Raw genomic sequence first — 19,401 nt, forward strand, 5'->3', positions numbered from 1 at the left:
GGCTTCGCCCGTACCCTCATCCGCCCCTGCTGGGCACCTTCTCCCGGAGGGAGAAGGGAAAGTCGGAGCCCCTCTCCCATCGGGAGAGGGGTTGGGGTGAGGGTAGGTAGCGCGCAGCGCCTGCACTGATCTGGTTGCGCGAGGCTTCGCCCGTACCCTCATCCGCCCCTGCGGGGCACCTTCTCCCGGAGGAAGAGGGAAAGCCGGAGCCCCTCTCCCATCGGGAGAGGGGTTGGGGTGAGGGTACGACCGCCAGCCAAGCGTGCTGCCTCGTGTACCCACACCTACACCCAGCGCAAATCAGCGTTCCGGTCGCAGCCGCTGCAATCGCCGTCCCATGCCCCCACCTTGATCGCATCGCCTGCAGGAAACCTGCCTCACCATGATGCCGATCTCCATCCTCGACCTCGCCCCGGTCTGCGAAGGCAGCGACACCGCTGGTGCCTTCGCCAACATGCTGGACCTGGCCCAGCACGCCGAACGCTGGGGCTACCACCGTTACTGGCTGGCCGAGCACCACAACATGCCGGGCATCGCCAGCGCCGCCACCGCGGTGCTGATCGGGCATGTGGCCGGCGGCACCAAGCGCATCCGCGTCGGCGCTGGCGGCATCATGCTGCCCAACCATGCGCCGCTGCAGGTGGCCGAACAGTTTGGCACCCTGGCCTCGCTGTATCCGGGACGCATCGACCTGGGCCTGGGCCGCGCGCCCGGGACCGACCAGGCCACGGCGCGCGCGTTGCGTCGCTACTTCGACAGCGCCGACCAGTTCCCGCAAGACGTGGCCGAACTGCTGCGCTACTTCGAGCCGGCGGTGGATGGGCAACTGGTGCGCGCCGTGCCGGGCGCCGGCATCGAGGTGCCGGTGTGGCTGCTCGGTTCCAGCCTGTTCAGTGCGCGCCTGGCCGCAACAATGGGGCTGCCGTTCGCCTTCGCCTCGCATTTCGCGCCGGACGCGATGGACGAGGCGCTGGCGGTGTATCGCCGCGAGTTCCGCGCGTCGTCGCGGCTGCAGGCGCCGTATGCGGTACTGGCGTTGAACGTGGTGGCCGCCGCGTCCACGGCCGAAGCGCGGCGCTTGTTCACCACCCAGCAGCAGAGCTTCGTCAACCTGCGCCGCGGCCGCCCGGGGCTGATTCCGCCGCCGATCGACGATATCGAGGCGTTCTGGGCACCGCACGAGAAGCTGGGCGTGGAGCGCGCGCTGGCCTGCACCGTGCTCGGCGATCCCGAAACGGTTGCACAGGGCCTGGCCGATTTCGTCGCGCGGCATCGTCCGGACGAGTTGCTGTTCACCGCGAACATCCACGATCACGCCGCACGTTTGCGCTCGTTCCAACTCGCGGCGGATGCATGGATGCAGGTCGTTGCAGCGGCCTGATGCACGGGTCTGCGCACGTGTCTACAAGCGCAGACGCGCTTTTGCGAGGAACACGGCATTTGTATTGATATGCATCACACCATGCGCTGCTTTCACGATGTCTTGATTTTCCCGGGTATGTCATCGTTTCACGTCGCGCATCAGCGTGGCGCTCGGCCCGGAACATGGCCGAACAACGACGCGAAACAGGGGGCAGTAATGAACGCACAGCATCCGATGGCGCCGGCCCACGAGTGTGGGCTGGAGGCGGCCTTGCAACAGATGAGCAAATGCCTGGAGCGCGTGCGCAGCCGCGCGACCGAAGGGACGACGCAGACGGCATCGCCGCGTCCGTCGCACATGCGCAATGTGTTCGCCAACGATGCGGCGCTGTATCTGGTGAAGTGAGGCAGGCAGCGGCGCAGTTCCGCTGCGGTCGCGCGATCAGCGCAGCTTCTGCATCCATTCCCGGCCCAGGTCGACCACCTGGTCCGAGGCCAATCCCAGGCTCAGCGCCACCGCGATGCTGCCTAGCCAGGACAGCAGCATCAGCCCACCGTCGCGCTCCAGCAAGGCCAGCGCGAACAGCAGCAACATCGCGCCGAACGCGTAGTTGGTGAACGGGATCGGCAGCGACAGCAGGACCCCCAGCACGATCAGCAGCAGGCCGCTGAAGGCGCGCGCCGGCAGGGTGTCGACCAGCGCCGACAGGCGCGGCTTCAGTAGCCGGTCCAGGCGCCGCAGCCAGGGCGCGATACGGCCGACGAAGCGCTGCATGGTGCGGCGGCGCGGCCCGCGCTCGCCGATGAAGCGCGGCAGCCATGGCTTGCGCAGGCCGATCAGCATCTGCAGGCCGATCAGCGTCACCAGCGGCCCGCTGATGCCGCCGGCCAGGCCCGGCACCGGCAGGAACGCCGGCAGGATCGCCACGAACAGGAACACGCCGAACGCGCTCTGCTGCAGATCGGCGAGGATCAGCCGCAGCCGCAGGTGTTCCTCCGGGTCGCCGAGGACGAAGGTATCGAGCAGGGTGCGGATGCCCTCGGCGCTGTAGCCGTGGTCGCGCTCGTGCGGCGCGCCGCCGGGCGCGTCACCCGGTGATGTCATCGCTGTTCTCGTCCTGCAGCTTGCGCAGCAGCAGCTTGTCCACGCGCGCACCGTCCAGGTCGACGATCTCGATGCGCCAGCCGGCCCAGTCGAAGAACTCGCCCGCGTGCGGGATGCGCCCGAAGTAATAGATGCACAGGCCGGCCAGGGTGTTGTAGTCGCCCTCCTCGGCGCTGGGCAGCTCGGCGCCGCCCAGCAGTTCGCGCAGGTCCTCGATCGCCAGCGAGCCGTCGATCAGCAGCGAGCCGTCGGCGCGGGTCACCACCAGCGCGTCCTCGTCGGCGTTGTCGGCCGACTGCAGGCGCCCGACCACCGCGCCCATCAGGTCGCTGATCGTGACCAGACCCTGGATCTCGCCGTATTCGTCCACCACCAGCGCCATCGACTGCTGCTCCTCGCGGAAGATCTCCAGCAGCTTCATTGCGTGGGTGGACTCGGACACGAACAAGGTGTCGCGCAGGCTCTGGAACAGCTGGGTGGCGTCGCCGTCCATGCGCGTGACCAGCGATTTCACTTCCAGCACGCCGGCGATGTCCTGGTCGCTGCCGCGGTACACCGGGTAGCGGGAGAATTCGTGTTCGCGCATCACCTGCAGGTTGCGCTGCGGCTCGGCGTTGGCGTCGAGCCATGCGATGCGGTTGCGCGGGGTCATCAGACTGTCGGCGGTGCGGTCGCCCAGGCGCATGACCCGGTTCATCATGTCGCGCTCGTGCGCGTCGATCACGCCGGCTTCGTGGCTCTCGGCCACCAGCATGCGGATCTCCTCTTCGGTCACCGACGCCGATTCCTCCTTGCCCAGGCCGAACAGGCGCAGCACCAGCCGGGTCGAGCGCGACAGCACCCAGACGAATGGCGCGGCGGCCCGGGCCAGCCAGCCCATGGGGATCGCGACGAAGCCGGCGATGACCTCGGAACGGGTCAGGGCCAGGCGTTTGGGCACCAGTTCGCCGAAGATCAGCGTCAGGAAGGTGATCAGCACGATCGCCAGGGTCTTGCCGATCAGCGCCGACCAGGGTTGCGGGTCGCCGAACAGGGTGAAGTTGGCCGCCAGCGCCGGGAACAGCGCCTGCAGCTTGGTCGCGATCGCCACGCCGATGGCCTCGCCGCCGAACACGCCGGTCAGGATGCCGATCGCGGTGATGCCGATCTGCACGGTGGACAGGAAGTGCTCGGGGTTCTCGGCCAGCGCCAGCGCCTTGGCCGCGCGCGTGCTGGACTGGGCCATCTGCTTCAGCCGGCTCTTGCGCGAGGTCATCAGCGACATCTCGGACATTGCAAAGAAACCGTTCAGCAGCACCAGGGCTGCCACGATCAACAGTTCAAGCATGCGCGCGCTCCTTGGCGCCAAGGAAAGCGGGGACATGGGCGCCGTTGCGGCGCGGGGGAGGGGGGCTAGGGTGGTCGTCCATAGGGTGCACCCACGAAGGGCGCGGCGGGGATGGTAACAAACCCGGGAGGGAGCCGCTTCCACGCGGCGCCCACGCCCGCGGGTGCCCTGCCGTGCCGCGACTACCCGCAGGTGTCAGCAAACAGTCATAATTCCACCCCAGTGCCGTCCTTCCCGCGACGGCGGGAAGCGCGTTGCATGTTTTCGTTGCAGACCATCTTCGGTTCCGGCAAGCAGTTCTACACCCTGCTCGACGAGGCGGCGCAGGCCGCCTACGACAGCACCAAGGCCCTGCACGCGATGATGCGCGAGTCCGACCGGCAGCCGGCGCTGGACGGCTTCAAGCTGGCACGCCTGCGCGAACGCGCGGCCTCCGACAAGATCGGCCAGGCGCTGGTGGACAGCTTCATGACCCCGATCGAGCGCGAGGACATCGAGGCGTTGGGCTCGGCGCTGTACAAGATCCCCAAGCAGGTGGAGAAGTTCGCCGACCGCTACTCGCTGGCGATCCAGCACCTGGAGCACATCGATTTCGCCCCGCGTGCGGCGATGCTGGAGCAGGCCGCGGCGGTGGTGGTGGAGATGGTCCACGACCTGCGCAACATGCACCTGGACCGGATGAGCGCGCTCAACGACAAGCTGCGCTCGCTGGAGAACGAGGCCGACCGGCTGATGCTGGAGCTGTACCGCGACATCTACTCCGGGCGCCTGGACAACCTGCAGATGTTCCTGCTCAAGGAGTTCTTCGAAATCCTGGAGAAGGCCATCGACCGCTGCCGCGAGGCCGGCGTGGTGGTCTACCAGATCGTGCTGAAGAACTCCTGATGGACGCGCTGCGGAGTTGCTGCCTGCGCGGCCGCGGCGCCCTGCGCGCGCCGGTCGCCGCCGCGTGCGTGGAGGCGCGCCGATGCTGACCCTGGTCCTGATCGTGATCCTGGCGGCACTGGTGTTCGAGTTCATCAACGGCTTCCACGACACCGCCAACTCGATCGCCACGGTGGTCGCCACCAAGGTGCTCAGCCCCGGCTGGGCGGTGATGCTGGCCGCGGCGATGAACCTGGTCGGCGCGCTGACCGGCACCGCGGTGGCGATGACCATCGCCTCGGGCCTGCTCAACACCGACGTGGTCGCGGTGACCCCGCAGGTGGTGCTGTGCGCGCTGCTCGGCGGCATCGTCTGGAACCTGATCACCTGGTGGAAGGGCCTGCCGTCCTCGTCCTCGCACGCGCTGATCGGCGGCCTGTGCGGCGCCGGCCTGGCCGCCGCGCACAACGACTGGGATGCGCTGATCTGGTCGCAGAACGTCGGCGACTGGGCCAAGAACAAGGGCCTGCTGTGGAAGGTGTTCGTGCCGATGGTCACCTCGCCGATCGCCGGCTTCCTGCTCGGCATCGCGGTGATGCTGTTGCTGTGGGCGGCGATCGCCGGCCTGTCGAAGCTGGGCGGCCGGCTCGGGCGCTTGGCGCGGCCGCGCTGGGTCAACGCCTTCTTCGGCAAGGCGCAGATCGCTTCGGCCGCGTACATGGGCTATGCGCACGGCCACAACGACGCGCAGAAGACCATGGGCATCATCGCCATGACCCTGCTCGGCGCGCAGAGCACCGGCGCCCTGGACGACCTGCCGTCGTGGCTGGGGTTCCTGCACCCGGACGCCCATCAGGGGCAGGGCATCGCCACCTGGATCGTGCTGACCTGCGCGGTGGTGATGGCCGCCGGCACCGCCTCCGGCGGCTGGAAGATCATCAAGACCCTGGGCCACAAGATGGTCAAGCTGCACCCGATCCACGGCTTCGCCGCGGAGACCAGCTCGGCCACGATCCTCACCCTGGCCGCGCACTTCGGCATGCCGGTGTCCACCACCCACAGCATCTCCACCGCGATCATGGGCGTGGGCTTCGCCAAGAACCCGCGCTCGCTGCGCTTCGGCGTCATCGAGCGCATCGTCTGGGCGTGGATCCTGACGATTCCGGCCGCGGCCGGCGTGGCGTATCTGATTTTCCGGGGATTTGCGTGGTTTGGTTGGGTGTAAGAGGGGCGGGGATTGGGGAGTCGGGAGTGGGGATTCGCTAAGGCAGGCTCCCGGCTAGCCTGATATCCCGCGTTCGCCGCCGCACTTCAGCGGGGTAGACGCAAGCCCATTCGTACTGGCTCGCGCCGTCGAGGCGCGGCTTTTGCGAATCCCCAATCCACCAATCTCCAATTCCTGCTTTCAGCGCTGGGGAGCCGCTTTTACGAATCCCCAATCCCGAATGCCCAATCCCCGCTAGTTGGCCCGATACATCGCCATCACGTCCTGCCGCAGCGCGCGCTGGCTGTCGGCGCGGTTGTAGAACATGTGGCCGCCGGGGTAGTTCTTGACCTGCACGCGGGTCGGGTCGTTGCCCATCACCGGCATCTGGTCCACGGTCAGCACCGAGCCCATGAACGGGCACGACAGGTCGTTCCAGCCGTGCACGATCAGCACGCGCAGCTTCGGGTCGATCGCCACCGACTGGCGCAGTTCGGTCACCGAGCCCTTGCGCAGTTCGTCGTCCCAGTCCCACAGCCGGTTCACGTCGTAGTTCAGCGCCTGGTAGCGGGCGTCGATCTTCCAGCCGACCACGCGGGTCACGAAATCGACCATCGCGGTGGTGGTGGGGGCGATGATGCTGTCCAGCAGCGGGTCGTTGGCGCGCTGCTCGGGGGCGTTGGGGAACGGGTCGAAGGCGGTGACGTTGGAGTCGTAGCGGCTGCCCAGTTCGCCCTTGTCGCGGAACACTTCGCGCAGATAGGCCTGGGTCTCCAGGCGGCCGCCGGCGCGGCGCACGAAGGCCGGATCCAGGCCGGTCATCGCGGTCACCTGCTGGATCATGCGGGTGGTGCCGGCCGGGTCGGAGCGCCCGCGCAGCAGCGCAGTGACGTAATCGCCGCGGGTGTAGTCGATCACCTGGCGCATCGCCTCCGGGGTCAGCTTGCCCTCGCGCTCCAGGCGCGCGGCGGCGATCGAGGGCAGGGTCAGCATCCACGGCAGCGGCGAGACGTCGCCGTTGTCGTCCAGGGTCGGATTCAGATACGGCGAGACCAGCACCACGCCGTTCATCGCCACGCCCAGCTTGGTCTGCAGGTAGTGGGTGATGCGCGGGCCGCGGAAGCCGCCGTAGCTTTCGCCGACCAGGTACTTGCGCGATTGCAGGCGCTGGTTCTTCAGCAGCCAGTCGTAGATGGTGCGCGAGAGGTACTCGATGTCGGCCTGCGGGTTGTAGAACTGCTTCTTGGCCTGCTCGTCGGGCACGCGCGAGCGGCTGAAGCCGGTCCCGACCGGGTCGATGAACACCAGGTCGGTGAAGTCCAGCCAAGTGCCGGGGTTGTCGCGCAGCTGCGCCGGCGCCGAGGCGCTGTCGCCCTCGCTGCCGAACGCCACCACCTTCGGCCCGATCGCGCCCAGGTTGAGATACACCGAGGCCGCGCCGGGGCCGCCGTTGAGCGCGAAGGTGACCGGGCGGTCCCTGCCGTCCATGGTGTAGGCGGTATAGACCACGTCGGCGACGACCTTGCCCTGCTTGTCCTTCACCGGCAGCGTGCCGACCTTGACGGTGTAGCGCAGCGTGCGGCCGTCGAGCTGGGTGGATTGGCTGGTCTGGGCATCGGCCGGCAGCGGCGCCGGTTCGGCGGCGGGCTTGTCGCCCTTGTCGGCGTTCGCCGCATCGGCATCGGCGGCCAGTGCCGCGGTCATCGGCGTCGCGGCCAGCAGCACGGCCAGCAGGACGGAGGGGAAGGTTGGCACGGGCGGTCGCTCGCAGGGAGGGAGCCGGCATGCTAGGCCGCGGCGCCGGCGCGGCGGATGTGCCCAAAGCCATGGTCGCCGGCGGTGCGGCCGCGGCATGCCGGTTCATCGGCGCTGGCTACAATCGCCGGTTCGTTTCGTCCCCGGTCCGCTGCGCATGCCTGTCCTTCGTTCCCGCCTGCCGCTGTGCCTGTCCCTGCTGGCGCTGCTGACCGGCTGTACCAGCGCGCCGCCCGTGGCCGATTCGCCGGCGGCGCACGATCCGCATGCCCACGATCGCCAGCGTTTGTGGCGGCTGCTGAGCACGCGCTGCCTGCCGCAGGCGCGGGCCGGCGCCGATCCGGCGCCGTGCAGCGAAGTGCATGCCGAGCCCGGCCAGCGCTACGCCCTGATGAAGGACCTGCGCGGCGCCTACCAGTACCTGCTGATCCCGACGGTGCCGGTCAGCGGGATCGAGGATCCGCGCGCGCGTGCCGCCAGTGCGCCGAACTGGTTGGGTCTTGCCTGGCAGGCGCGTAGCCGCGTCGAGCGTGCGCTGGGCCGGCCGCTGCCGCGCGAACTGACCAGCCTGACGATCAATCCGCCCTCGGCGCGCTCGCAGGATCAGTTGCACATCCACATCGATTGCCTGGCGCCGCAGGTGCGCGACCAACTGCAGGCGATGCAGGCCTCGATCGGTCCGGCCTGGGCGCCGTTGCCGCAGCTGCTGCACGGCCACGTCTATCGGGCCATGCGCGTGGACGGCCAGACGCTCGATGCGAATCCGCTGAAGCTGCTGGCGCGTGGCCTGCCACCACAGCAGCGCATGGCGCAGCAGACGCTGGCGGTGGTCGGCGCGGAGTTCGATGGCCACCCCGGCTTCGTGCTGCTGGCGGCCACCGCGCTTCCTGGCGATGGGGTCGGTGCGGAGGAACTGCAGGATCACGACTGCTCGGGCGTGATGCCGGTGGCTGTGCAGGGGTGAGCGCCTAGGTGGCGGTTATCTCTGGCATGTAATGTGGAGCCGCTCCTGGCATGCGGAGCGAAGCGGGCACGTTGTGGGAGGGACTTCAGTCCGACTGCACCATGCTTGAGCACCTGCTTGCTTCGCGCGTCGCGACTGAAGTCGCTCCCACACGATGCTTTCGGGAGCAGCTGTAATCCGTTACCGCAAACGCGACACGGTTCTAGCCGAGCCGGGAGGGCAAACAGCGCGCCATCGCCGCGCACACGCTGACGGGAGGCGTCAGCGCGTGGGGACCGCTCAGACCTCCAGCGAGGCCAGGTCGCCCTTGGTCTCCAGCCACTGCTTGCGGTCGCCGGCGCGCTTCTTGGCCAGCAGCATGTCCATCAGCGAGCGGGTCTGGTCGCCGTCGTCCACGGTCAGCTGCACCAGGCGCCGGGTGTCCGGGTGGATGGTGGATTCGCGCAACTGCTGCGGATTCATCTCGCCCAGGCCCTTGAAGCGGGTGACGCTGACCTGGCCCTTGATCTTCTCGCGCTCGATCTTGTCCAGCAGCGAGCGCTTCTCTTCCTCGTCCAGCGCGTAGAACACCTGCTTGCCCACGTCCACGCGGAACAGCGGCGGCATCGCCACGAACACGTGGCCGGCGCGCACCAGCGCGGGGAAATGGCGCAGGAACAGCGCGGTCAGCAGGGTGGCGATGTGCAGTCCGTCGGAGTCGGCGTCGGCCAGGATCACCACCTTGCCGTAGCGCAGGCCGTCGATCTCGTCCTTGCCCGGGTCGCAACCGATGGCGATGGCCAGGTTGTGCACTTCCTCCGAGGCCAGCACGCTGCCGGAGGCCACTTCCCAGGTGTTGAGGATCTTGCCGCGCAGCGGCAGGATCGCCTGGAAATCCTTGTCGCGGGCCTGCTTGGCGCTGCCGCCGGCCGAGTCGCCCTCGACCAGGAACAGCTCGGTGCGCGACAGATCCTGGCTGATGCAGTCGGCCAGCTTGCCCGGCAGTGCCGGACCCTGGGTGACCTTCTTGCGCACGATCTGCTTCTCGGTCTTCAGCCGCGCGCTGGCGCGGTCGATGGCGATCTGCGCGATGCGCGTGCCGGTCTCCACGTTCTGGTTCAGCCACAGGCTGAAGGCATCGTGCGCGGCGCCTTCGATGAAGCCGGCGGCCTGGCGCGAGGACAGGCGTTCCTTGGTCTGGCCGCTGAACTGCGGGTCGGTCATCTTCAGCGACAGCACGAACGCCACCCGGTCCCACACGTCTTCCGGCGCCAGCTTCACGCCGCGCGGCAGCAGGTTGCGGAAATCGCAGAACTCGCGCAGTGCGTCGGTGAGGCCGCTGCGCAGGCCGTTGACATGGGTGCCGTGCTGCGCGGTGGGAATCAGATTGACGTAGCTTTCCTGCACCAGCTCGCCTTCCACCACCCAGGCCACCGCCCAGTCGACGATCTCGCGGTCCTTCTTCAGGCTGCCGACGAACAACTCGGCCGGCAGCAGTTCGCGCTCGGCCAGTTCGCCACGCAGGTAGTCGCGCAGGCCGTCCTCGAAATACCAGGTGTCCTGCTCGCCGGTGGCCTCGTCGTGCAGCTTGACGGTCAGGCCGGGGCACAGCACCGCCTTGGCGCGCAGCAGATGGCGCAGCGCGCGCACCGCGAACTTCGGCGTGTCGAAATACTTCGGATCCGGCCAGAAGCGCAGGCGCGTGCCGGTGTTCTTCTTGCCGACGCTACCGACGATCTCCAGCTTGGAGGCGGCGTGGCCGTCGGCGAAGGCCATGCGGTACTCGTTGCCTTCGCGCTTGATGAACAGTTCCACCCGATTGGACAGCGCATTGACCACGCTGACGCCGACGCCGTGCAGGCCGCCGCTGAAGGTGTAGTTGCGGTCGCTGAACTTGCCGCCGGCGTGCAGCCGGGTGAGGATCAGTTCGACGCCGGAGATCTTCTCTTCCGGGTGGATGTCAACCGGCATGCCGCGGCCGTCGTCGGACACCTCGCAACTGCCGTCCTTGTACAGCGTCACCTCGATGTGCCGGGCGTGGCCGGCCAGCGCCTCGTCCACGGCGTTGTCGATGACTTCCTGCGCCAGGTGGTTTGGCCGTGCGGTGTCGGTGTACATGCCGGGCCGGCGCTTGACCGGGTCCAGGCCAGAGAGAACTTCGATGTCGGCGGCGTTATAGCGGGTATTCATGCGTCTCAGCAGGTGGCGCGAAGCAGATCCGGAAGTGTGCGGTCTGCGGCGGTTTTTTGCACGTCGCCGGTGTTCAGGGCAGGTGCGGGGGTTCGGCGCTACGCTGTCCCTGGAAAAACCGCGACGTCGCCCACATCTTCGTCGCACGTCCCAAAGGAGTCCGCCATGAACGTTCGCAAGCTGTTGACCCTGGCCGCCCTGGTCGCCGCCGCGGTGGCCGTGCCGGTCGCGATGGCCCAGGCGCAGAGCGCCGATCCGGCCGCCTCCGGTGCCGCTGCCTATGAGGCGCAGGTCGCCAAGGAAAAGGCCGAGGCCGATGCCAAGGCCAAGCGCCGTGCCGCCGCGGCCGCCGAGCACAAGGCCGGCAAGGATGCGGCCGCGCCGAAGAAGGAAGAGGAAGAGGAAGCGCGCAAGCCCTGAGCCTGCGCATGGTTTCCTGCACACGACGCCCCGGTCGCCCGGGGCGTCGCTGTTTTGTGGGGCGGCTGTTGCGCGAAAGCGCTTGGGCAAATCCGCTTCACCCGTTAAACTATGGCTTTCCGGGAGGCCTTTGAGCCATGACCCCCCTGATCTTCGTTACCGGCGGCGTAGTGTCCTCGCTTGGCAAGGGCATCGCGGCCGCTTCGCTTGCGTCCATTCTCGAAGCACGTGGCTTGTCGGTCACGATGATGAAGCTGGACCCCTACATCAACGTCGACCCGGGCACGATGAGCCCGTTCCAGCACGGCGAGGTGTACGTCACCGACGACGGCGCCGAGACCGACCTGGACCTGGGGCATTACGAGCGCTTCGTGCGCACGCGCCTGTCGCGCAAGAATTCGGTCACCACCGGGCGCATCTACGAGAACGTGATCCGCAAGGAGCGCCGCGGCGACTACCTTGGCGCCACTGTGCAGGTGATTCCGCACATCACCGACGAGATCCGTCGCTGCGTGGATGAAGCCACCGCCGGCCACGACGTGGCCCTGGTCGAGATCGGCGGCACCGTCGGCGACATCGAGTCGCTGCCGTTCCTGGAAGCGATCCGTCAGGTGCGTACCGAGCGCGGCGCCGAGAAGGCCATGTTCATGCACCTGACCCTGGTGCCGTACATCGCCGCGGCCGGCGAGCTGAAGACCAAGCCGACCCAGCATTCGGTCAAGGAACTGCGCTCGATCGGCATCCAGCCGGACGTGCTGCTGTGCCGCTCGGAACAGGCGATCCCGGATTCGGAGCGGCGCAAGATCGCGCTGTTCACCAACGTCTCCGAGCGCGCGGTGATCAGTGCCGCCGACATCGACGTGCTCTACGGCATGCCGCTGGAACTGCACCGGCAGGGCCTGGACGAGATCGTCATCGACCAGTTCAAGCTGCGCGACAAGGTCGGCGCGGCCAACCTGTCGGAGTGGGAGGCGGTGGTCGATGCGATCAAGCATCCGCTCGACGAGGTCACCATCGCCGTGGTCGGCAAGTATGTGGACCACCAGGATGCCTACAAGTCGGTCGGCGAGGCGCTCAAGCACGGCGGCCTGCGCCAGCGCACCAAGGTCAACCTCAAGTGGCTGGAAGCGCAGGACCTGGAAGGCAGCGACATGGCGGCGCTGGCCGACGTGGACGGCATCCTGGTGCCGGGTGGCTTCGGCGACCGCGGCTTCGAAGGCAAGGTGCTGACCTCGCGCTACGCACGCCAGCACGGCGTGCCGTACTTCGGCATCTGCTACGGCATGCAGGCCGCGGTGGTCGACTATGCGCGGCATGTCGCCGGGCTGGACGCGGCCAACAGCACCGAGAACGACCGGCAGTCGCCGTACCCGGTGATCGGCCTGATCACCGAATGGCGCACCGCCAGCGGCGATGTCGAGAAGCGCGACGAGAAGTCCGACCTCGGTGGCACCATGCGCCTTGGCCTGCAGGAGCAGCGGCTCAAGCCGGGCACGCTGGCGCGCGAGCTGTACGGCAAGGACGTGGTGGCCGAGCGCCACCGCCACCGCTACGAGTTCAACAACCGCTATCGCACCCAGTTGGAGGACGCCGGTCTGGTGATTGCCGCCAAGTCGATGGACGACACCCTGGTGGAAATGGTGGAGTTGCCGCGCCAGACGCATCCGTGGTTCCTGGCCTGCCAGGCACACCCGGAGTTCCTGTCCACGCCGCGCGACGGCCATCCCTTGTTCATCGGTTTCGTCCGGGCTGCGCGCGAGCGCAAGGCCGGCGGCAAGCTGCTGAAGGAAGCGGTTGCCCAATGACTGAGGACGACTACAAGGTCTTGCTACGCAAGATCCTGAAAGACCCTGAAACGGAAGCGTTCGTCAAAGACATCGTCCTCAACAAGCCATTGGTTTTCGAGTCTTCGGACGGTTCCAACACCCTCGATATCGCAGCCAGCGCGGTCGTTAACAATGCGACGTTCAACCTGTCGTCTGGCAGCATCCGTATCGAGGACTGGGCGTTCTTCGGCCATGAGGTGAAGTTGCTGACGGGCAGTCACGATGCGACACGGTTTGACCAAGAGCGGCAAACGAGCATTCCGCAAAAAGGGCGCGATATCGTCGTAAAGCGAGGTGCGTGGATCTGTACGGGAGCGATCCTTGTAGGGCCCTGCATCATCGGCGAACACGCGGTAGTCGCTGCCGGAGCGGTCGTGACTCACGACGTTCCTCCCTTTGCAGTTGTTGGCGGCGCGCCAGCCAAGCTCATCAAAATGCTGGATGGAGCAGTACATGAAAACTGACGGCAGTATGAAACTGTGTGGCTTCGACGTCGGCCTGGACCAGCCGCTGTTCCTGATCGCCGGCCCGTGCGTGATCGAGTCGATGCAGCTGCAGCTCGACGTCGCCGGCCGGCTCAAGGAGATCACCGGCCGGCTCGGCATCAACTTCATCTTCAAGTCCAGCTTCGACAAGGCCAACCGCACCTCCGGCACCAGCTTCCGCGGCCCGGGCCTGGAAGAGGGCCTGAAGGTGCTGGACGCGGTAAAGACCCAGATCGGCGTGCCGGTGCTGACCGACGTGCACGAATACACGCCGATGCATGAGGTGGCGGCGGTGGTGGACGTGCTGCAGACCCCGGCGTTCCTGGTGCGGCAGACCGATTTCATCAAGAACGTGTGCGCCGCTGGCAAGCCGGTCAACATCAAGAAGGGTCAGTTCCTTTCGCCGTGGGACATGAAGCCGGTGGTGGACAAGGCCAAGTCCACCGGCAACGAGCAGATCATGGTCTGCGAGCGCGGCGCCAGCTTCGGCTACAACAATCTGGTCAGCGACATGCGCTCGCTGAGCGTGATGCGCGAGACCGGCTGCCCGGTGGTATTCGACGCCACCCATTCGGTGCAGTTGCCGGGCGGGCAGGGCGGCAGTTCCGGCGGCCAGCGCGAGTTCGTGCCGGTGCTGGCGCGCGCGGCGGTGGCGGTGGGCGTGTCCGGCCTGTTCGCCGAGACGCACCCGGATCCGTCCAAGGCGCTGTCCGATGGCCCCAATGCGTGGCCGCTGGACCAGATGGAAGCACTGCTGGAAACGCTGATGGAACTGGATGCGGTCACCAAGAAGCACGGGTTCTCGCGTTTCGCGTGAGGTCTCGGCTGCATCTGCGGCATCCGTGCGACTCTTGGCGGGGAGTGGCCTGCCGGGCGTCTGCCTGCGCGGCGGGCCGCGGGCGATGAGCCCGCGTGGCCAGATCCGCGTCCGCGCCTGGGGCCTGTGTGCGCTACTGCTGTCGCTGCTGGCCTGGGCGGCGTTGGGCGTGGTGCTGTTCGCCTTCCTCCGCGCGATCGGTGCGCCCGGCGATGGCGATCACGGCATCCTGGCCATGCAGCCCTGGATCGTCGGCGGCCTGCTGGTGCTGGCGGTCGCCGCACTGGGCACCTTGATCGCCGCCGCGCTGGGCTGGGCGCTGCGGCGCGGCCGCCTCCTGGCCGGCATCGCCGCCGGCCTGCTGCTGGCGATGCTGGTCCTGATCCTGTTGTTCCTCGGCGGGATCCCGCTGGGCGCGGTGCACCTCGGCTGAAGCGGCATTTGGCAAGGAACGGGCGGCCGGGGATAATCAGCCGGCATTCGTTTCCGCCCCCTCCTCCTACAGGTAACCGGCCCGCCCATGAGTACGATCCGCAGCATCCACGCCCGTGAAATCCTCGACAGCCGCGGCAATCCCACGCTGGAAGCCGATGTCATCCTGGAGGACGGTTCGTTCGGCCGTGCCGCGGTGCCCTCGGGTGCGTCCACCGGCACCAAGGAAGCGGTCGAGCTGCGCGACGGCGACAAGACCCGTTACCTGGGCAAGGGCGTGCGCAAGGCGGTGGAGAACGTCAACACCACCATCGCCAGCGCGCTGCAGGGCTTCGACGCCGCCGACCAGCAGGGCCTGGACCGCCGCCTGATCGACCTGGACGGCACCGAGAACAAGGGCCGCCTCGGCGCCAACGCGCTGCTCGGCGTCTCGCTCGCCAACGCGCACGCGCTCGCCGCCTCGCGCAAGCAGCCGCTGTGGCAGTCGCTGGCCGCGGGCAATACCGCCAACCTGGCGCTGCCGGTGCCGATGATGAACATCATCAACGGCGGCGCGCATGCCGACAACAACGTCGATTTCCAGGAATTCATGGTGCTGCCGGTCGGCGCCGCCTCGTTCTCCGAAGCGCTGCGCGCCGGTACCGAGATCTTCCACGCGCTGAAGTCGGTGCTGAAGGGCCACGGCCTGTCCACCGCGGTCGGCGACGAAGGCGGCTTCGCTCCGGATTTCCGCAGCAACGTCGAAGCGCTGGACACCATCCTGGAAGCGATCGGCAAGGCCGGCTACACCGCCGGCGAAGACGTGCTGCTGGGCCTGGACGTGGCGTCCAGCGAGTTCTACGACAACGGCAAGTACCACCTGGTGGGCGAGGGCAAGCGCCTGACCAGCGAGCAGTTCGTCGACTTCCTGGCCGACTGGGCCGCGCAGTACCCGATCGTCAGCATCGAGGACGGCCTGGCCGAGGACGACTGGGCCGGCTGGAAGCTGCTCACCGACCGCATCGGCAGCAAGGTGCAACTGGTCGGCGACGACCTGTTCGTGACCAACCCGAAGATCTTCAAGCAGGGCATCGAGTCCGGCACCGCCAACGCGATCCTGATCAAGGTCAACCAGATCGGCACCCTGACCGAGACCCTGGAAGCCATCGCCATGGCCGACAAGGCCGGTTACGCGGCCATCGTCTCGCATCGCTCCGGCGAAACCGAGGACACCACCATCGCCGACATCGCCGTGGCCACCACCGCCACCCAGATCAAGACCGGCTCGCTGTGCCGCAGCGATCGCGTGGCCAAGTACAACCAGTTGCTGCGCATCGAAGAAGCGTTGGGCAGCGCCGCGCGCTACGCCGGGCGCGACGCCTTCGTCTCGCTCAAGCGATAAGCCGTGCGCAACTGGCGCTGGCTGCTGCTGGTGCTGGCGGGACTGCTGGCGTGGCTGCAGTACCGTTTCTGGCTCGGCCCGGGCAATTCCGGCGAAGTGCTGGTGCTCGAAAGCCAGGTCGAGCACCAGAAGCGCGACAACGAAGGACTGCAGCAACGCAACGCCGCGCTCGCCGCCGAGGTCAAGGACCTCAAGGACGGCGAGGCGGCGATCGAGGAGCGCGCGCGTAGCGAACTGGGCATGATCAAACCGGGCGAAAAGTTCTACCGCGTGGTCGAGAACGCGCCGGTGTCGACCGTGCCGGCCGGTACGGCAGCCGGCGCGCAGCCGGCGCCTGTGACGCCGGCGCCGGGCGAGCAACCCTGATGGCCACCGTCTGGGCCGTGGTCCCGGCAGCCGGCCGCGGCATCCGTTTCGGCGGCGCCACCCCCAAGCAGTACCTGCAGGCGGGCGGGCGCCCGTTGCTGGCGCATGCCTTGGAAGCGCTGCTGGCGCATCCGGCGGTGGCCGGGGCGATGGTCGCGCTGGGCGTGGACGATGCGCAGTGGCCGGGCTGGACCGAACTGGTCGGCAAGCCGGTACTGACCTGCCTGGGCGCTGGCAGCCGTGCCGGCTCGGTGTTGGCCGCGTTGCACGCCTTGCCGGAGTCGGTGAAAGCGGACGACTTCGTGCTGGTGCACGATGCGGCGCGGCCGAACCTGGCGCTGGCCGACTTGGACCGGCTGCTGGAGGCGGGGCGCGGCGATCCGGTCGGCGCGATCCTGGCCGCGCCGGTGCGCGACACGCTCAAGCGCGCCGGCGACGACGGCGGCATCGACGGCACCGAACCGCGCGAGCGCCTGTGGCGCGCGCTGACCCCGCAGTTGTTCCGGCGCATGCAGCTGAGCCGCGCCCTGGAGCAGGCCGCCGCGGCCGGCGTGGAGGTCACCGACGACGCGATGGCGATGGAATTGCTGGGGCTACGGCCGCTGCTGGTCGAGGGCGCCGAAGACAATTTCAAGGTCACCACGCCGGCCGACCTGGCGCGTTTCGAGTTCGAACTGTTCCAGCGGCAGGGCGGCTGATGCAGTTCGAGGACTCGGTGGCGCACGCCTGGCTGCAGCAGGCCGCGGACGCTGTGATCGTGATCGATGGCGACGACATCCAGCACGAGGCGAATGCCAACCTATGGGCGTTCTCGCCGCGCGACGCGCAATCCACGGGCATCGACGTCGGGAGCATGACGCTGTTCGTGGAGGCGGTCGCCGACCATCGCCAGGCCACGCTGCGCGCGCAGGGAGCGCCGGCGATGACCTTCTATTGCTGGCACGACGGGCAGGCGCGGCAGTTGCGCTTCAGCCTGGTGTCGTCGGCGCACGGTCGCCTGCCGTTCCGCGTGCCGATCCAGCAGACGCCGTTGCCAGTGATTGTCGAACGCATCGTCCAGGCCGACTGGCTCAACCCGCAGTGGGGCGCAGCCGACGCGGAAGACGACGCGATGCAGGCGTCCGAGGCCCTGCCGGTTTACGTGCGCACGTTGCACTCCGGCGTCTGACCGCCAGACGGCGTCGCCGCTTTTAAGAACAGGATTCCCATGTCACACGATTCCATTTCCGCTCCTCCCTTCCGCATCGGCCAGGGCTACGACGTGCACGCCTTCGGCGAGGGCGACCACATCATGCTCGGCGGTGTGCGCGTGGCGCACGAGCGCGGTGTGCTCGCTCACAGCGACGGCGACGTGGTGATCCACGCCTTGTGCGACGCCTTGCTCGGCGCGCTGGCGTTGGGCGACATCGGCCAGCATTTCCCGCCATCCGGTCCGCGCTGGAAGGGCGCCGACAGCGCGCAGTTCCTCGATCACTGCGTGGGCCTGTTGCGTGCGCGCGGCTGGCGCCTGGGCAATGCCGACATCACCGTGATCTGCGAACGGCCCAAGGTCGGCCCGCATGCACTGGCGATGCGCGAACGCCTGGCGGCGCTGCTACAGGTCGAGTTGGACTGCGTCAGCGTCAAGGCCACCACCAGCGAGAAGCTCGGTTTCACCGGGCGCGGCGAGGGCATCGCCGCGCAGGCGGTGGCGCTGCTGCATCGCGCCTAGCGCGATGGCACGTACCACAGCGCCAAGGCGCGCCGCTGAGCGTTGTTTGGTTCGTGCTGCGTCAGGCCCGTTTTTTCTCTTCCGCTCGCACGCGAGCGCACAGGTATTTTTGTGAACGAGCGTTCTCTTGTTGCAAGGGCTCACGGCCCCTCGGTGCTGCACGCGGATCTGCGCAGCGTGCCAGAAGATTTTCAGGTAGATGAGTTACCCGGTTTCGAGCCCAGCGGCGAAGGCGAACACCTGCTGTTGTGCGTGCGCAAGCGCGGCCAGAACACCGCTTTCGTCGCCAAGCGCCTGGCGCAGTGGGCGGGCGTGGCGGAGATGGCGGTCAGCTATGCCGGGATGAAGGACCGGCATGCGGTCACCACCCAGCGCTTCAGCGTGCACCTGCCCAAGCGCGTGGCGCCGGACGTGACGGCGTTGCAGGACGACGACCTGCAGGTGGTCGAGGCCACCTGGCACAACCGCAAGCTGCAGCGCGGTGCGCTGGCCGGCAATCGCTTCGCGCTGGTGTTGCGGCAGGTGCGCGGCGACCGTGACGCGATCGCGCAGCGCCTGGACGCCATCGCTGCGCGCGGCATGCCCAACTGGTTCGGCGAGCAGCGCTTCGGGCGCGAGGGCGGCAATGTCGCGGCGGCGCTGGCGATGTTCCGCGGGCGCCGCGTGCGCAAGGAGCAGCGTTCGCTGCTGCTGTCTGCCGCGCGTTCGGCATTGTTCAACCAGGTGCTGGCGCAGCGGGTGGCGCAGGACGACTGGGATCGCCCGCTGGACGGGGAGGTATGGATGCTGGACGGATCGCGCAGCGTGTTCGGCCCGGAACCGTGGAACGCGGCGCTGGCCGAGCGACTGGCGCGTTTCGACATCCATCCCAGCGGCCCATTGTGGGGAGCGGGCGAACTGCGCAGCCAAGCCGCCGCCGCCGCGGTGGAGCAGGCGGCGTTGGGCGATGCCACCTCGCTGGCCTTGCGTGCCGGGCTGGAGCAAGCCGGTCTCAAGCAGGAACGCCGCGCCCTGCGGCTGCGGCCACAGGCGCTGGCCTACCAGTGGCAGGCCGACGACGTGCTGCACCTGAGTTTCGCGCTGCCGCCCGGGTGTTATGCCACCGCGCTCCTGCACGAGGTGGGCGAGGTGACCGATGTCGCTGCTGTCGACCCGTCCGCGGCGGCGCCCGCGGACACACCGGAAGGCTGAGCGCGCGCCTCGCGGTCTGTGC

Annotated in this window: 20 protein-coding genes; 16 read left to right on the plus strand and 4 right to left on the minus strand. The window is 68.1% G+C overall.

Translation table 11 applies throughout. The features are described 5' to 3' along the window. Positions 1-382: 382 nt before the first annotated feature. Both GGR71_RS08590 and GGR71_RS08595 read left to right on the plus strand, forming a co-directional pair. Positions 383-1,381, plus strand: coding sequence for an LLM class flavin-dependent oxidoreductase (locus GGR71_RS08590; protein ID WP_160958902.1), 999 nt, complete (start codon positions 383-385; stop codon positions 1,379-1,381). Positions 1,382-1,579: 198 nt separating this feature from the next. Further along, positions 1,580-1,768: a hypothetical protein gene (locus tag GGR71_RS08595; protein WP_160959079.1), complete on the plus strand. Its 189-nt coding sequence runs from the start codon at positions 1,580-1,582 to the stop codon at positions 1,766-1,768. A gap of 36 nt (positions 1,769-1,804) precedes the next feature. On the opposite strand, the gene GGR71_RS08600 is transcribed toward GGR71_RS08595, so the two are convergent. Together GGR71_RS08600 and GGR71_RS08605 are read right to left on the minus strand one after the other, a co-directional pair. Next, the gene (locus GGR71_RS08600; protein WP_160958899.1) at positions 1,805-2,467 is read right to left on the minus strand and encodes an exopolysaccharide biosynthesis protein; all 663 of its coding nucleotides are present in this window, start codon (positions 2,465-2,467) and stop codon (positions 1,805-1,807) included. Next, complete coding sequence (locus tag GGR71_RS08605) at positions 2,451-3,794, minus strand: hemolysin family protein (RefSeq protein ID WP_160958896.1); 1,344 nt, start codon at positions 3,792-3,794, stop codon at positions 2,451-2,453. Before GGR71_RS08605 ends, GGR71_RS08600 begins: the two co-directional genes overlap by 17 nt. A 258-nt stretch (positions 3,795-4,052) precedes the next feature. Here GGR71_RS08605 and GGR71_RS08610 point away from each other — a divergent pair, with 258 nt between their 5' ends. Next, on the plus strand, positions 4,053-4,679 hold the full coding sequence (locus GGR71_RS08610) for a DUF47 domain-containing protein (protein WP_160958893.1): 627 nt from the start codon (positions 4,053-4,055) through the stop codon (positions 4,677-4,679). A gap of 82 nt (positions 4,680-4,761) precedes the next feature. Continuing rightward, positions 4,762-5,883 carry an inorganic phosphate transporter gene (locus GGR71_RS08615; protein ID WP_160958891.1) on the plus strand — a complete coding sequence of 374 codons (1,122 nt, stop codon included), beginning with the start codon at positions 4,762-4,764 and terminating at the stop codon, positions 5,881-5,883. 234 nt (positions 5,884-6,117) lie between these two features. On the opposite strand, the gene GGR71_RS08620 is transcribed toward GGR71_RS08615, so the two are convergent. Continuing rightward, entirely contained in the window at positions 6,118-7,566 is a 1,449-nt protein-coding gene (locus tag GGR71_RS08620; RefSeq protein WP_202404962.1) for a S10 family peptidase, read from the minus strand. 208 nt (positions 7,567-7,774) lie between these two features. Between GGR71_RS08620 and GGR71_RS08625 the strand changes: the two genes are divergently transcribed. Further along, positions 7,775-8,581 (plus strand): CDP-diacylglycerol diphosphatase, encoded by an 807-nt coding sequence (locus tag GGR71_RS08625; protein ID WP_237474302.1) that lies wholly within the window; start codon positions 7,775-7,777, stop codon positions 8,579-8,581. Between the two features lie 279 nt (positions 8,582-8,860). Here GGR71_RS08625 and parE read toward each other — a convergent pair whose 3' ends face one another. Continuing rightward, positions 8,861-10,750 carry a DNA topoisomerase IV subunit B gene (gene parE / locus GGR71_RS08630; RefSeq protein WP_160958886.1) on the minus strand — a complete coding sequence of 630 codons (1,890 nt, stop codon included), beginning with the start codon at positions 10,748-10,750 and terminating at the stop codon, positions 8,861-8,863. Between the two features lie 165 nt (positions 10,751-10,915). Between parE and GGR71_RS08635 the strand changes: the two genes are divergently transcribed. From GGR71_RS08635 to truD, 11 genes are all read left to right on the plus strand, one after another. Then, complete coding sequence (locus GGR71_RS08635) at positions 10,916-11,170, plus strand: hypothetical protein (protein ID WP_010343426.1); 255 nt, start codon at positions 10,916-10,918, stop codon at positions 11,168-11,170. Between the two features lie 137 nt (positions 11,171-11,307). Next, positions 11,308-12,975 (plus strand): CTP synthase, encoded by a 1,668-nt coding sequence (locus GGR71_RS08640; protein ID WP_160958883.1) that lies wholly within the window; start codon positions 11,308-11,310, stop codon positions 12,973-12,975. Beyond that, complete coding sequence (locus GGR71_RS08645) at positions 12,972-13,460, plus strand: acyltransferase (protein ID WP_160958880.1); 489 nt, start codon at positions 12,972-12,974, stop codon at positions 13,458-13,460. The genes GGR71_RS08640 and GGR71_RS08645 overlap by 4 nt, the downstream gene beginning before the upstream one ends. Before the next feature lie 7 nt (positions 13,461-13,467). Next, a complete protein-coding gene (gene kdsA, locus GGR71_RS08650; protein WP_048488981.1) occupies positions 13,468-14,298 on the plus strand; it encodes a 3-deoxy-8-phosphooctulonate synthase in 831 nt (276 codons plus the stop codon). A gap of 85 nt (positions 14,299-14,383) precedes the next feature. Next, positions 14,384-14,731, plus strand: coding sequence for a hypothetical protein (locus GGR71_RS08655; protein WP_237474301.1), 348 nt, complete (start codon positions 14,384-14,386; stop codon positions 14,729-14,731). Between the two features lie 87 nt (positions 14,732-14,818). Next, on the plus strand, positions 14,819-16,111 hold the full coding sequence (gene eno / locus GGR71_RS08660) for a phosphopyruvate hydratase (protein ID WP_160958877.1): 1,293 nt from the start codon (positions 14,819-14,821) through the stop codon (positions 16,109-16,111). A gap of 3 nt (positions 16,112-16,114) precedes the next feature. Beyond that, on the plus strand, positions 16,115-16,477 hold the full coding sequence (gene ftsB, locus GGR71_RS08665) for a cell division protein FtsB (protein ID WP_160958875.1): 363 nt from the start codon (positions 16,115-16,117) through the stop codon (positions 16,475-16,477). Further along, on the plus strand, positions 16,477-17,175 hold the full coding sequence (gene ispD, locus GGR71_RS08670; RefSeq protein ID WP_160958872.1) for a 2-C-methyl-D-erythritol 4-phosphate cytidylyltransferase: 699 nt from the start codon (positions 16,477-16,479) through the stop codon (positions 17,173-17,175). Before ftsB ends, ispD begins: the two co-directional genes overlap by 1 nt. Then, positions 17,175-17,645: a hypothetical protein gene (locus GGR71_RS08675; protein ID WP_160958869.1), complete on the plus strand. Its 471-nt coding sequence runs from the start codon at positions 17,175-17,177 to the stop codon at positions 17,643-17,645. Before ispD ends, GGR71_RS08675 begins: the two co-directional genes overlap by 1 nt. A 39-nt stretch (positions 17,646-17,684) precedes the next feature. Continuing rightward, positions 17,685-18,188 (plus strand): 2-C-methyl-D-erythritol 2,4-cyclodiphosphate synthase, encoded by a 504-nt coding sequence (gene ispF / locus GGR71_RS08680; protein WP_160958866.1) that lies wholly within the window; start codon positions 17,685-17,687, stop codon positions 18,186-18,188. A gap of 111 nt (positions 18,189-18,299) precedes the next feature. After that, positions 18,300-19,379, plus strand: a complete 1,080-nt coding sequence (truD, locus tag GGR71_RS08685) for a tRNA pseudouridine(13) synthase TruD (protein WP_160958863.1) — start codon at positions 18,300-18,302, stop codon at positions 19,377-19,379. The last annotated feature ends 22 nt before the right edge of the window (positions 19,380-19,401 follow it).

It is taken from the genome of Xanthomonas sp. F1 (assembly GCF_014199855.1).